Annotated in this window: 11 protein-coding genes; 9 read left to right on the top strand and 2 right to left on the bottom strand. The window is 72.4% G+C overall.

Features of this window, described 5'->3' with window-relative positions; genetic code table 11:
* Positions 1 to 94 precede the first annotated feature (94 nt).
* Together ACGFIG_RS26545 and ACGFIG_RS26550 are read left to right on the top strand one after the other, a co-directional pair.
* Positions 95 to 586 (top strand): hypothetical protein, encoded by a 492-nt coding sequence (locus ACGFIG_RS26545; protein ID WP_393007312.1) that lies wholly within the window; start codon positions 95 to 97, stop codon positions 584 to 586.
* A 105-nt stretch (positions 587 to 691) separates the two neighbouring features.
* Entirely contained in the window at positions 692 to 2,197 is a 1,506-nt protein-coding gene (locus ACGFIG_RS26550) for an aminopeptidase P family protein (RefSeq protein ID WP_393007314.1), read from the top strand.
* Between the two features lie 77 nt (positions 2,198 to 2,274).
* On the opposite strand, the gene ACGFIG_RS26555 is transcribed toward ACGFIG_RS26550, so the two are convergent.
* On the bottom strand, positions 2,275 to 3,657 hold the full coding sequence (locus ACGFIG_RS26555) for a hypothetical protein (protein ID WP_393007316.1): 1,383 nt from the start codon (positions 3,655 to 3,657) through the stop codon (positions 2,275 to 2,277).
* A 966-nt stretch (positions 3,658 to 4,623) separates the two neighbouring features.
* Between ACGFIG_RS26555 and ACGFIG_RS26560 the strand changes: the two genes are divergently transcribed.
* From ACGFIG_RS26560 to ACGFIG_RS26585, 6 genes are all read left to right on the top strand, one after another.
* Positions 4,624 to 5,550 (top strand): acetaldehyde dehydrogenase (acetylating), encoded by a 927-nt coding sequence (locus tag ACGFIG_RS26560; protein ID WP_393007318.1) that lies wholly within the window; start codon positions 4,624 to 4,626, stop codon positions 5,548 to 5,550.
* Positions 5,547 to 6,557 (top strand): 4-hydroxy-2-oxovalerate aldolase, encoded by a 1,011-nt coding sequence (gene dmpG / locus ACGFIG_RS26565; RefSeq protein WP_393007320.1) that lies wholly within the window; start codon positions 5,547 to 5,549, stop codon positions 6,555 to 6,557. The genes ACGFIG_RS26560 and dmpG overlap by 4 nt, the downstream gene beginning before the upstream one ends.
* A 101-nt stretch (positions 6,558 to 6,658) precedes the next feature.
* A complete protein-coding gene (locus ACGFIG_RS26570; RefSeq protein WP_393007322.1) occupies positions 6,659 to 7,465 on the top strand; it encodes a cupin-like domain-containing protein in 807 nt (268 codons plus the stop codon).
* A complete protein-coding gene (locus ACGFIG_RS26575) occupies positions 7,465 to 8,718 on the top strand; it encodes an aminotransferase class I/II-fold pyridoxal phosphate-dependent enzyme (RefSeq protein WP_393007324.1) in 1,254 nt (417 codons plus the stop codon). The genes ACGFIG_RS26570 and ACGFIG_RS26575 overlap by 1 nt, the downstream gene beginning before the upstream one ends.
* Complete coding sequence (locus ACGFIG_RS26580) at positions 8,715 to 9,584, top strand: HpcH/HpaI aldolase/citrate lyase family protein (protein WP_393007325.1); 870 nt, start codon at positions 8,715 to 8,717, stop codon at positions 9,582 to 9,584. The genes ACGFIG_RS26575 and ACGFIG_RS26580 overlap by 4 nt, the downstream gene beginning before the upstream one ends.
* A complete protein-coding gene (locus ACGFIG_RS26585; RefSeq protein WP_393007327.1) occupies positions 9,581 to 10,543 on the top strand; it encodes an ornithine cyclodeaminase family protein in 963 nt (320 codons plus the stop codon). Before ACGFIG_RS26580 ends, ACGFIG_RS26585 begins: the two co-directional genes overlap by 4 nt.
* 1 nt (position 10,544) lies before the next feature.
* Here ACGFIG_RS26585 and ACGFIG_RS26590 read toward each other — a convergent pair whose 3' ends face one another.
* Positions 10,545 to 11,039, bottom strand: a complete 495-nt coding sequence (locus ACGFIG_RS26590) for a MaoC family dehydratase (RefSeq protein ID WP_393007329.1) — start codon at positions 11,037 to 11,039, stop codon at positions 10,545 to 10,547.
* A gap of 149 nt (positions 11,040 to 11,188) precedes the next feature.
* Between ACGFIG_RS26590 and ACGFIG_RS26595 the strand changes: the two genes are divergently transcribed.
* Complete coding sequence (locus tag ACGFIG_RS26595; RefSeq protein ID WP_393007331.1) at positions 11,189 to 12,553, top strand: hypothetical protein; 1,365 nt, start codon at positions 11,189 to 11,191, stop codon at positions 12,551 to 12,553.
* The last annotated feature ends 83 nt before the right edge of the window (positions 12,554 to 12,636 follow it).

Consider the following 12,636-nt stretch of genomic DNA (forward strand, 5'->3'; position numbering starts at 1 on the left):
CCCGGGCAGCCGGCCGGTGTCTCGACAGTGGTTTCTTTGCGAAGTCGTCGGGAGGCGTGACATGGGTTCAGGGCGCAGGGTTTTGCTGGGGACGGTGCTCCTGTTGGCGGGGTGTGCGACGACGACGGCGCCGCCGCCCCGGCAGGTCGGCGCCCCGGCCGGGACGGCGTCGGCGAGCGCGGCGGGTGTCCCCGCCGGCTGCGGCTCCCGGGTCGAGACGGGGCCGCTGCCCGACTGGGCGGACGCCGGGTTCAGTGGGAGCACCCGGATGCCGCACGTCTTCGGCTTCGGCGGCGAGATCGTGGCGGTGCTGTTCGGGCACCCGCTCGCGCACTCCAGGAAGGTCGGGACGAACAACAAGATCCTCTGGGTCGCCCGCCCCGCCCCGACGTCGCCCGCCGCGGCCACCCGGGGTCCCCTGCGGATCACCGCCACCCTGGACGGCACCGGGACCCGGGTGACCCGGGAGGTGGACGGCGGCCCGGGTCCCTCGATCATCGACATGCCGCAGCCGGGCTGCTGGCGCCTCGAACTGCGCTGGTCGGGGCGCACCGACGTGATGGATCTCGTCTACGTCGACAGCTAGGCCGCCCGGCGCCCGGGCCGTCCGCCGCGCCCGCGCCGGCAGGGGAGAGCGTCGGGGCCTCGGCAGCTTTGCCGAGGCTCCGCGGCGCGTGGCAGGATATCGACCATGACAAGCGACGAGCAGGTGAAAGCCAGCCACCGCAACACCCCGACGAGCGACGCGTTCCGCGCGTTCATCGCCTCTGGTTGGGCCAGCCCGGACGCGGCACCTGTCCCGCGCGCGGAGGTCGCCGACCACGCGGCCCGTCGGCGCGCGGCCTTGTCACGGCGGTTCCCGGGAGAGCGCCTCATCATCCCGGCCGGTGGCCTCAAGGTGCGCAGCAACGACACGGATTACACCTTCCGCCCGCACACGGCCTTCGCCTGGCTGACCGGTCTCGGGTTCGACACCGAGCCCGACAGCGTCCTGGTGCTGGACCCGAAGCCCGACGGCCACGAGGCGATCCTGTTCTTCCGGCCGCTCGCCCCGCGCGACAGCGAAGAGTTCTTCGCCGACTCCCGGTTCGGTGAGTTCTGGGTCGGGCCCCGCCCCACGATGCACGAGATCGAGCAGCGGCTGGGCGTCTCCACCCGGCACATCGACTCGCTGCCGGACGTCCTGGCCAAGGACGCCGGCGCGACGGTGGTGCGCGTCGTACGGGGGGCCGATGGCGGGCTCGCCCGGCTCGTCGACGAGACCCGCGCCCAGGCGGAGACCCCCGCGTCGGTCACCCAGCAGCACGAGGCCGACGAGGAGTTGGCCCGCCACCTCTCGGGGATGCGACTGTGCAAGGACGAGTGGGAGGTGGGCGAGATGCGCAAGGCGATCGCCGCCACCCACCGGGGCTTCGAGGCGATCATCGCCGGGCTGCCCGAGGCCGTCGGCAAGGAGCGCGGCGAGCGGTGGGTCGAGGGCCTCTTCGGCCTGTACGCCCGCCACGACGGCAACGGGATCGGTTACGAGACCATCTGCGCCTCCGGCGACCACGCCAACACCATCCACTGGACGAAGAACACCGGGCCGGTCCGCGAGGGCGACCTGATCCTGGTCGACGCCGGTGTCGAGGTCGACTCCCTCTACACCGCCGACATCACCCGCACCCTCCCGGTGAGCGGCCGCTTCACCGACGTCCAGCGCAAGATCTACGAGGCGGTCCTCGAGGCCCAGGAGGCCGGCCTGGCGGCGGTGAAGCCGGGCAACAAGTTCAGCGACATCCACGCCGCCGCGAACGTGGTCATCGCCCGGCGGCTCCACGAGTGGGGGCTGCTGCCGGAGGGCGTCACCCTCGAACAGACCCTGGACCGTGAGAGCGGCGGCTGGCACCGGCGGTGGATGGTCCACGGCACGTCCCACCACCTCGGCATGGACGTGCACGACTGCCAGATGCTGCTGCGTCAGGACTACATGGACGGCGAGCTCAAGCCCGGGATGATCCTCACGGTCGAGCCCGGCCTCTACTTCAAGGCCGACGACCTGCTGGCGCCGGCGGAGTTCCGCGGCATCGGCGTCCGTATCGAGGACAACGTGCTGGTCACCGAGGACGGTCACGAGAACCTGTCCTCGGCCATGCCGCGTACCGCCGACGACGTCGAGGCCTGGATCGCGCGGGTGCGCTCCGGCACGGGCGCCTGAGCCCGCTCACGGCCTGCCGGCCGGCACGTGCGGGCGCTCGACGCCGCACGTGCCGGCCTTTCGGTCGGTGACCCGCCTCAGCCGCCGTGGAAGGCGCAGCCGATCCTCGCGCCGCCGGCCATGCTGACCACCCCGACCCCCGGGTCGGTGCTGCCGCGTACGAGGCAGCCGGCGTATCCGTCCTCGTCGACGAGGTCGCGGTCAGCCAGGTAGACCCCCCAGTTCAGGTAGAGGTCCGTCACGCCGCCGGCACCGTCGGGAAACGGCTCGGCGGCCGGCTGGACGCGCTCCTGCAGCACGTACGGGCCGTCGACCGCCGCGTCGAGCCGGGCCTGCCACTCGTCGCCGCTCACCGTCCAGCCGGCGAGGACGCCGTTGCCGCCGTGCAGCAGCGTCGGCTTGAGGACCAGCTCCTCCCGCCGGGCGCGGGCGTAGGCGAGCAGGTCGACCTCGGTGCCCCCGGGATCGGTGCCGCGCGGGCGTACGTGCCGGGTCCACGGCAGGAGCCGGTTGATGCAGGCCAGCTCGTCGGCGTCGAACAGGCCCCGGTGCCGGTCGTCGGAGAGCATGGCCAGGGTGCCCTTGTTGCCGTACAGCTCGGCGTCGAGGCGGCTGAACAGGCCGACCTTGCCCTGCTCGACGGCGGCCAGCAGCGGCTCGACCTGGGGCGTCACGGCGGGGTCGGCCAGGTCCTCCGGCAGGAAGTACCGCAGGACGACGTCGACGGGTCGGCCCGCCACGGTCGGCCGGCCCTGCGGGTACGTGAACTGGCCGAGGTGGCAGCCGATCGCCTCGATGCCGTGGTCGGTCAGCATCTCGGCGAGGACCTCGAGCCGGGACCCCACGATCGGGTAGTTGTCGATCGTGTCCACCACGGCGACGACGGGTGGCCGGTCCGTCGGGATCATCGCGGCGCACTCCGCGTACATCGTCCGCACGATGCAGTCGAGCGTGTCGCGGTACCGCAGCCGGTGCCGGTCGGCGAACTCACGCAGCGGCGGGTACGCCAGCATCGCCCGGTTGATGTCGGCGGTCTCGAAGCCGCCGAGCGCGCTGGTGACGTTGAATTCGAGCAGGCGGAACCCCGCGCCGTCGTGGTAGAGGTCGGCGCGGCCCAGCGGCACGAGCGACCCGACGCGGGCGCCGCGCGTGATCAGCGCCGTCTGTAGGGGATCCATGCCGACGGCTGCCGCCAGCGCGGTGAGGTCCCCGTCGAACACCCGTTCCGGCAGGGCGCGCAGCAGGTCGTAGACCGTGCGCAGGTCCCGGGCGAGGGCGCGGCTCTCGGCGTCGTCGAGGAAGGCGGGGCCGCTCATGAACCGGTCCCGGTACGGCTCGAGGGTGCTCGCGTCCCGGGCGGCGGCGGCCGGGTCGTCCGTGTCCGCGCGGCGGGCCAGGTGCTCGGCGTACGCGCGGCCCAGTGGCGACCTGCTCACTGCGGGCGGCCGGGTGGTCGTCATGTCGTGTCCTCTCGGGGCGGGTGGCGCGTCCGGTTCCGCTGTGAGGCAAACCGGCAGGGGTGCGGCTCATCCGTCGCCGGTCGAACACGGCCGACGACGACTCATTTCGTCCTCTTTCGATCTGCCGGCCCACCGCCGCCGACAAATGACCGGACCGTCCAGAATTGCCAGCGCGGTGGGCTGACGAAGATAGTCGCAAATGGTGGCGAGGGCGTCGATGGCCAGTGCCACCGGTGCGGCCGGCGGATCCGGGACCCGCCGGAGAGCGGCGCGGGCCGCGCGGTGAAGCGCCAGGTGGGAGCCGTACGAACTGCCCGGAGGCGCCCCGATCGCGGTGACCCGTGGGCGATCCGTCCCGGCCACCGTGGAGTTCTGTGACGATTCGCACTCCAGGGTGGACTGTCGTGAGAGTGACGCAACAGCCAGGTCCACCTGGCGGGGCCATCTGATAGCTTCGATGCCGGCTGGGCGGCACGGCGACGTGGGCGCAATGGCCGCATTGGTTGTCGCGCATGTAGACGGGAGCTTCTTCGGTTATCACGTCGAGACTTCTGAGATCACGCTATATGTCCGATTGTTGCTCGACGCCCCGGCATTTCCGGTCGACCGGAATACGCCGACCGACTCCCCGTCACGACCTGTCCCGACATGTCCCGGCACCCGCCCGGCGTACCCGTCTCCCGGCACCCGCCCGCTGTGGCGCCCCGGGGGTGGCCCGCGCCGCGACGGGCGTCGCAATGCCCTGCGGCGTCCGGGCCGGCACGGGCCGGCCGGCGGCACCCGGCCCACCGGCCCGGTACGCCCGTGGCGCCGGCACGACCTTCGCCGCAACCACCGCGCAATCCGAATGGTGAGGAGGACGCACATGAGAACCCACGACCCGGACGCCGCGAGCCCCGCGACCCGCGCCCGGCGGTCCTCCGTCCGGCTGCCGGCCGACCGGCTCCGGCGCCCTGGGGGCACGTCGTGACCCTCCCCGCCGACGTGACCGACGCCGCCCCCACCGTCGAGCCCGCCACCGTCGCCGTCATCGGCACCGGGGCGATCGGCCAGGACCTGATCAGCAAGATCCACCGATCCCCCCTGCTGGACTGCCGCCTGGTGGCCGGACGCAACCCGGCCTCGGCGGGACTGCGCCACGCCGAGCGACTCGGCTGTCCCGTCTCCGCCGCCGGGATCGACGCCGTGCTGGCGGCCGGCGACGCGTTCGACGTCGTCTTCGACGCCACCAACGCGGCGTCGCACCTGCACCACTGGTCGTTGCTGGAACCGCTCGGCACGCTGGTGGTCGACCTGACGCCCAGCAGGGCCGGGCAGATGGTGGTGCCGACCGTGACCGGCGTGGCGGCGACGACCGGACGCAACGTCAACCTGATCAGCTGCGGCGGCCAGGCGTCGATCCCGGTCGCCCACGCCCTCGCGGCCCGTTTTCCCGTGCGCTACCTCGAGGTCGTCTCGACGGTGGCCAGCGACGTGGCCGGCCGCGGCACGCGGTTGAACCTCGACGAGTACGTGGCGACCACCCGCCATGCCATCACGACGTTCTCGGGCGTACCCGAGGTCAAGGCGATCCTCAACATCAGCCCGGCGGTGCCGCCGGCGACCTTCCGGACGGCCGTGCACGCGCGGATCCCGGGCGCCGACCCCGCCGCGGTGCGCGCGGCGGTCGACGAGGCGGCCGAGCAGGTGCGCTCGTTCGCCCCCGGCTACACGGTGACCGCCTGCACGGTGGTCGACGACCGCGTCACGGTCGCCCTCCAGGTCACCGCGCACAGCGACGTGCTGCCCCGGTACGCCGGCAATCTCGACATCATCAACTCGGCCGCCATCCTGGTCGCCGAGCAGCATGCGGCCCGGCTGGGCCGGACCGCCGGGGCGGAGGCGGTCCGATGAAGAACGTCGTGGTCCACGACCCGACCCTGCGCGACGGCCAGCACGCGGTCCGCCACCAGCTCGGGGCCGTGGCCCTGCGTCGCTACGCGGAGGCGGCGGACGCGGCGCGGATCCCGGTGGTGGAGGTCGGGCACGGCAACGGTCTCGGCGCGTCGTCCATGCAGGTCGGCCAGGCCGCGGTGAGCGACGACGAGATGCTGTCGACGGTCCGCGAAGCGCTGCGGCACAGCCGGATGGGCGTGTTCATGCTGCCCGGCTGGGGCACCTCCGACGACCTGCGGCGGGCCATCGGCCACGGCGCCGACGTCGTCCGCATCGGGGTGCACGCCACCGAGACCTCCCTGGCCGAGCGTCATCTGGAGGTGCTGCGCGAGGCGGGCGCCGAGGCGCACTGCGTGCTGATGATGAGCCACATGGCGTCGCCCGCCCAGCTGGCCGAGCACGCGGCGCAGGCCGTCGGCTACGGCGCGCAGGCGGTCGGGATCATGGACTCGGCGGGCCACTTCCTGCCCGCCGACGTCACCGCGCGGATCGGTGCCATCGCCGCGGCGGTCGACACGCCGGTGATCTTCCACGGCCACGACAACCTCGGCATGGCCGTCGCCAACTCGGTGGCCGCGGCGGAGGCCGGCGCCGGAATCATCGACGGTTGCGCGCGGGGGTTCGGCGCCGGGGCGGGCAACACCCAGCTCGAGGTGCTCGTCCCCGTCCTGGAGCGCAGCGGGTTCGCGACCGGCATCGACCTGTACGCGCTCCTCGACGCCGCCGACCTCGCGGAGCGCGAACTGATGCCCGCGCCGCCGGTCACCGCCTCGATGTCCATCGTGAGTGGCCTGGCCGGGGTGTTCTCGGGGTTCAAGCACCAGGTGGTCGAGCTGTCCGGCCGCGCCGGTGTGGACGCGCGTGACGTGTTCTTCGAACTCGGTAGGCGGCAGGCCATCGCCGGCCAGGAGGACCTGATCGTGGACGTGGTGGCGGAGTTGAGCAGCCGCAGGGCCACCACGTGACCGGCCGCGTGACGCGGCCCTCAGCAGTGAGGAAGGGCGACATGGGAGTTTCGGACGCAGTGTCCAGGGCGAACGTTTCGGCGGCCGTACCCGTGGCCCGCATGACGTTCGACGAGTTCATGGCCGTCGGCCCCGGCGGCCTGTTCAAGGCCGACGTGCCCGTGGTGATCGCGTTGCCGGACGACGTGCGGGGGCTCGGCCGGGAGGGGGTGGCGAGCCGGCTGGCCGACATGACCGTCACCCTGTTCACCGAGCCGGGCGACAAGAACCACCCAGGGCGCTGGGAGACCCGCGACATCAAGCTCCGCGACTTCTTCGCCGACGAGCGCCACCTGAACACTCCGGGCACGTGGCACCGGGTGGTGTCGAACATCCGCAACAGCCCGGCGGACGTGAACGCCGTCATCGGCTTCGAGGCGGACAAGTTCTTCGGCTACGGCGACTCGCTGTACGCGGCGAACCTGTGGATCAGCCACCGTGGGGTGTTCACCAAGAACCACTTCGACGAGTTCGAGAACTTCAACGTCGCGCTGGAGGGCCGCAAGCGCTTCATCATCGCCCCGCCCGGCTCCCGCGAGTACTACCCGCGCTCGGTGCTGCGCGGGTTCGGGGACAAGTCCAAGGTGTTCGACCTGGACAACGTCGACCTGGCGCGCTTCCCGAGGGTGGCGCCGAAGCTCGCCCAGCGCCGCGACTTCGTCCTCGAACCGGGCCACATGCTCTACCTGCCGCTCGGCTGGTGGCACCAGGCCGAGTCGCTGGACGAGATGAACATCAACGTCAATTTTTGGCTGAAGTCGAAGAAGATCCTCCGCAGGCCGCACGCGCTCGGCGTCGCGCTCTACACGTACGCGTACCGGAGGGTCAAGGGTGTCTACAGCTACAAGCCCACCGAGGTGAACTCCTGATGAGCGAGCGCAAGACCATCACCCCCACCCACCGCTACCGCAACAACGACAAGCTCATCGGCGTGGGGAACGCCTTCTGGAACATGTCCGAGGAGCACGGGGTCGCCGGCATCGTCGGCGACCTCTCCGACGGCGTCTTCCGGATGGCGGACGGCCACGAGTTCGTCAACTTCACCGTCTGCTCCTACCTGGACCTGGACACCCATCCGAAGGTGATCGACGGGGCGGTCGCCGCGCTGCGCCGCTTCGGCGTGCTGGACCACTGCATCCCGCGTACCCGCGTGCAGACGTCGGTGCTGCTGGAGCTTGAGGAGTCGCTGGGCGAGCTGTTCGACGCGATGGTGATCAGCGCGATCTCCACGGCGGCGGCCAGCACCGGCCTGCTGCCGCTGATCGCCTCGGGCCACCTCGGCAACGGCACCCGCCCGCTGATGGTCTTCGACAAGAACGCCCACGTGTCGATGGCCAACGCCAAGCCGAGCTGCGCCGACGAGACCGAGGTCGTCACCTGCCGCCACCACGACCTCGACTACCTCGAGGACATGTGCCGCACCTACGAGCGTGTCTGCTACGTCGTGGACGGCTCGGACAGCCTCGGCGGCTACGCGCCCGTCGAGGAGCTGGCCGTGTTGCAGGACAAGTACAACATGCTGGTCTTCTACGACGACTCGCACTCGCTGTCCGCGTACGGCGAGCGGGGCATCGGCTACGTCCGCTCGCACTGCCCCGTGCGGGACGACCGGACGATCACCGTCGCGACCCTGAGCAAGGGCTTCGGGGCGGGCGGCACGGCGATCCTGCTCGACGGCTTCCCCAAGGAGACGCGGCGGATCGTCGAACGCTTCGCGGGCCCCCTGGGCTACTCGCAGAAGATGAACGCCGCCGCCGTGGGCGCCGCGCTCGCCTCGGCGGAGATCCACCGTACGGAGGAACTCACCCGGTTGCAGGGGCGGCTGCGGGCCAACATCGCGCTGTTCGACTCGCTGCTGGCCACCGAGCAGTCCGGCAGCACGTACCCGATCCGGGTGGTGCCGATGAGCGACGAGACGGTCGTCGAGGCGGCCCAGCGGGTCTTCAAGGCCGGGTTCTACACCTCGCCCGTGTTCTTCCCGATCATCGCCCGTGGGGCCGCCGGCCTGCGGGTCATGCTGCGCGCGGGCCAGACCGAGGAGCAGATCACCAGGCTGTGCTCCGTGCTCGTGGAGGCAGGCGCCCGCCCGGCGGCGGCGCTGCCCGAGCAGGTGCTCCGGTGAGCGGCGGCGCGCGGGCGATCCCGCGCAGCATCCTCTACACGCCGGCGCTGTCGCTGGACCGGGTGGTCAAGGCGTGGTCGTACGACGCGGACGTGCACCTGATCGACCTGGAGGACTCGGTGCCGGCGGCCGAGAAGGCGGCCGCGCGCGTCGTGTGCCGGGCCGCCCTGGAGAAGGCGCCACGGCCGGAGAACGTCGCGGTGCGCATCAACCAACTGGGTAGCGTCGCGGCGGTGCAGGACCTGGTGGCTCTCGTGGAGTGCCCGGTACGGCCCGGCATCGTCATGATGACGATGGTGACCTCGGCGGCCGAGGTGGCCCTGCTGCGTCAGATCCTGGCCAGCGCGGACGCGCACCCGGAGATCTACGTGACGGTGGAGACCGTGGAGGCGGTCGCGGAGACCGACGCGATCGCCGGGGCCAGCGACGGGCTGGTCCTCGGCTCGGCCGATTTGGCCGCCACGCTCGGGGTCGAGATCAGCTGGGAGGCGATGCTCGCCGCCCGGCAGGCGATGGCGCTGGCGTGCGCGCGGTACGGCACCGCCTGCATCGACACCGCCAACTTCCGGCTCGCCGAACCGGCCGTCCTGGCCGAGGAGACCGCCCGGGTGCGGGCGCTGGGCTTCCACGGCAAGGCGACGGTGCACCCGGGCGAGCTCGACGAGATCAACCGGGTGCTGCGCCCGCAGGCCGACGACCTGCTCCTGGCGCGCAGGGTGACCGAGGCCGTACGCGCGGCCAGCGGCGGGATCGCCGTGCTGGACGGCAACATGGTCGGCCCGCCGTTCGCCCGGATGGCCCGCGACACCGTGGCGCGCGAGGACGCCTGGGCGGCCCGGTTCAGCACCGGCGGAGCTGCCGGATGACCGGGCCCGTGACGGTCGACGCCGCGCAGATGGGGGGTACCCCTCAGCTGGTGCGGGTGATCGACACCCTCGGCGAGATGTTCGCGGACCTCGCCGCCGGCCGGACCGACTCCCCGGCGCGTACCGTCATCGAGCACGGTCCGCAGCGGGTCCTGCTGGTCAGCCCCGCGGTCTGGGAGCGGCGCGGGGTCGGCAGCGTGAAGATCACCACGCTGACCCCCGACAATCCCGGTCGCGGCCTGCCGTTGATCCACGGGGTCGTCGCGCTCACCGACCTGACCACGGGGCAGATCACGGCCCTGCTGGACGGCGCCGAGCTGACCGCCGTGCGCACCGGCGCGGTCGCCGCCCTGGCGACCCGCTGGTGTGCCGCCGAGGACGCCGAGGACCTCGCGGTCATCGGCGCGGGGGTGCAGGCGCGGGCCCTGGTGCGCGCGGTGGCGGCGGTGCGCCGGATCCGCAGCGTACGGGTGTTCTCCCGCACCAGGGACCGGGCCGAGCAGTTCGCCGACTGGGTCCGGGACACGGTGTCCCACCCGGTGCACGCGAGCGTCTGCGACAGCGCGAAGGCCGCCGTCGCCGACGCGGCCGTCATCTGCACGGCGACCTCGACCAGCGACAACACGCCCCTGGTCGAGGCGGACTGGGTGGCGCCCGGCGCGCACGTCAACGTGATCGGTGGCACCCACCCGGACGCGATCGAACTCGACCCCGCCCTGCTGGCCGGGGCCGTGGCGATCGTCGAGGAGCGGACCGCGGCGTTGGAGGGCGCCGGCGAGGTGCGGGCCGCCCTGGCCGCCGGCCTGATCGGCGTGGCCGACCTGCACGACCTGGGCACGCTGGTCACCGGCGGGGTCCGCGTCGGCGGACGGACCTCCGTCCTGCGTACGGTCGGGATGGCCATCGAGGACACGGCCGCCGCCGTGGCGCTGCACGAGGGGGCGGCGGCCGTGGCGTAGGTCAGGAGGCGGTCTCCCGGCAGCGGACCATGAAGGACCGCTCGAAGACGATGACCGTCTCGCCGGTGGACTTCGTGCCCGTCGTCTCCACCGTGACGATGCCCTGCCCGGGCCGGGACCGGCTCAGCCGCTTGTCGAGGATCCGGCTGGTGGCGTACAGCGTGTCGCCGACGAAGACCGGCTCCCGCAGGCGGACCCGGTCCCAGCCCAGGTTGGCCACCGCCCGCGCCGACAGTGCCTGCACGGTCATGCCCCCGATCAGGCACAGGGTGATCCCGCTGTTGACGAGCACCCGCCCGTACTCGCTGCCGGCGCCGTAGTGCTCGTCGAAGTGCAGCGGGTGCTGGTTCATGGTGAGCAGGGTCAGCCAGGTGTTGTCGGTCTCCGAGATGGTGCGGCCCGGCCAGTGCCGGATCACCATGCCGGGCTCGAAGTCCTCGTAGTCCCCGCCGTGTTCCTCGCGGTACTCGTTGCCCTGGACATGACGCAGTGTCATCGACAGCTCTCCTGTGTCGCGTGCGGATGGACGGGCGAGGTCCACGTCGGACGTGAATGTTAGTCTATTTCGATCATCGTTTCGGAGATCCGGCCCACGGCGAACAGCCCCGGCGGCCGGCCCGACGTGCGATTTCCGGGGAGCGTCAGATGACCGTGCGCGAAGGTGTCGGCAGTGCGGTATCGACCGGGCACCCGTGGTTCGGCTCCCATCGCCTCCCGCCGGCGGCGTCGGCGGAGACGATCCGCGGGATGCTCCGCCACGAGCTGCGGGACACGGGCTGGCCCTACCAGCGGCTGCTGCCCGCAGCGCCCATAGCCGTCCCGCGGGCGTCCTACGCCGAGATCTTCCGGGTGGCCGCCGCGCTGGTCGGCCTGCTGCGGCGCACCGCCCTGGAGACGGCCCCGACCACCGAGGGCCGGCTGGCGGCCTACCGCATGCCGCAGAGCGAGGACCAGCTCTGGGTGCGCGACCAGTTCGTCGAGGAGCGCTACCCGGACAGCGTCGTACGGCCGGACGTCGTCATCGGTCCGGACGGGCCCCGGTTCCTGGAGTTCAACGTCAGCGGCGCGCTCGGCGGCGTGGTGGAGACGCGCGCCCGCCTCGAGGTGTGGCGCAAGCTGCACGCCGACGCCGAGGGGCGGACCCCGTTCACCTCGCCGGACCCGTTCGCCGTGCGTGCCGCGATGTACCGGTCGCTCTGCGACGAGCTGGGGCTGGCGCCGCGGGTCGCCATCGTCGGCAGCGCCCGGGTCTTCGGCGTCCGCAGCCGCTACTTCCAGCTGGAGGCCGACTACCTCAACAACCACGGCGTCACCGCGCGGTTCTTCGAGCCGGAGGAGCTGCCCGAGGCGTGGGACTGCCCGCCGCACCTGCGCTACCCCGTCGGCCTGCGCAACTTCACCATCCCGGACTGGCTCGACGCCGGCCTCGACACCAGCTATGTGCAGGACGCGCTGGACAACGGCTGCCTGCTCGTGGGCACCCAGACGTCGACCTTCATGCACAGCAAGCTGACCGTGGGCCTGCTGTCGGAGGGCCGGCCGTGGATGAGCGCGGCCGAGCGGAGCCTCGTCGACAGGTACGTGCCGTGGACCCGCGTCCTCTCGGACCGCAGGACCACCCGCGAGGGCCGCGAGGTCGAGCTGCTCGCGTTCGTGCTGGCGCACCGGGAGCTGCTGGTGCTCAAGGCGGGCCTGGGCGAGAGCGGCAAGCAGGTGGTCATCGGCGGCGAGGTCGACCAGGCGACGTGGGAGTCGGCCGTCACCGAGGCCGTCGCCGACGGCACCAGCGTGGTGCAGGACTTCGTGGCGCCGCGTACGTGCCGCGTCGCGCTGGTCGCCGACGGCGCCGACGAACCGCACGAGGCCGAGGTCGCCCCGGTGATCGGGCCGCTGTTGTTCGGCGGGCGCCCGGCGGGCCTGTTCTGCCGCTACTACGGCGACGGCTCCGCCGGGATCGTCAGCGCCCGGGGGCGCGACAGCAGCTCCGACAACTGCATGGTGGCCGTCTGAGTCGACCCGGTCCGCGCGGGCGAGGGTGTGCGCCGTCGGCAACGCGCCCGGTGCCACCGGCCCGGGGTCCGGCGTCCGGCCTC

The organism is Micromonospora sp. NPDC049048 (assembly GCF_043197615.1).
In the GTDB taxonomy this organism is placed as follows: domain Bacteria; phylum Actinomycetota; class Actinomycetes; order Mycobacteriales; family Micromonosporaceae; genus Micromonospora.

Bases quoted from the DNA above. Each gene is read 5' to 3' on its own strand.
- ACGFIG_RS26550 (WP_393007314.1), top strand. From the start codon at position 692: ATGACAAGCGACGAGCAGGTGAAAGCCAGCCACCGCAACACCCCGACG.
- ACGFIG_RS26555 (WP_393007316.1), bottom strand. From the start codon at position 3,657: ATGACGACCACCCGGCCGCCCGCAGTGAGCAGGTCGCCACTGGGCCGC.
- dmpG (WP_393007320.1), top strand. From the start codon at position 5,547: ATGAAGAACGTCGTGGTCCACGACCCGACCCTGCGCGACGGCCAGCAC.
- ACGFIG_RS26570 (WP_393007322.1), top strand. From the start codon at position 6,659: ATGACGTTCGACGAGTTCATGGCCGTCGGCCCCGGCGGCCTGTTCAAG.
- ACGFIG_RS26575 (WP_393007324.1), top strand. From the start codon at position 7,465: ATGAGCGAGCGCAAGACCATCACCCCCACCCACCGCTACCGCAACAAC.
- ACGFIG_RS26585 (WP_393007327.1), top strand. From the start codon at position 9,581: ATGACCGGGCCCGTGACGGTCGACGCCGCGCAGATGGGGGGTACCCCT.
- ACGFIG_RS26590 (WP_393007329.1), bottom strand. From the start codon at position 11,039: ATGACACTGCGTCATGTCCAGGGCAACGAGTACCGCGAGGAACACGGC.
- ACGFIG_RS26595 (WP_393007331.1), top strand. From the start codon at position 11,189: ATGACCGTGCGCGAAGGTGTCGGCAGTGCGGTATCGACCGGGCACCCG.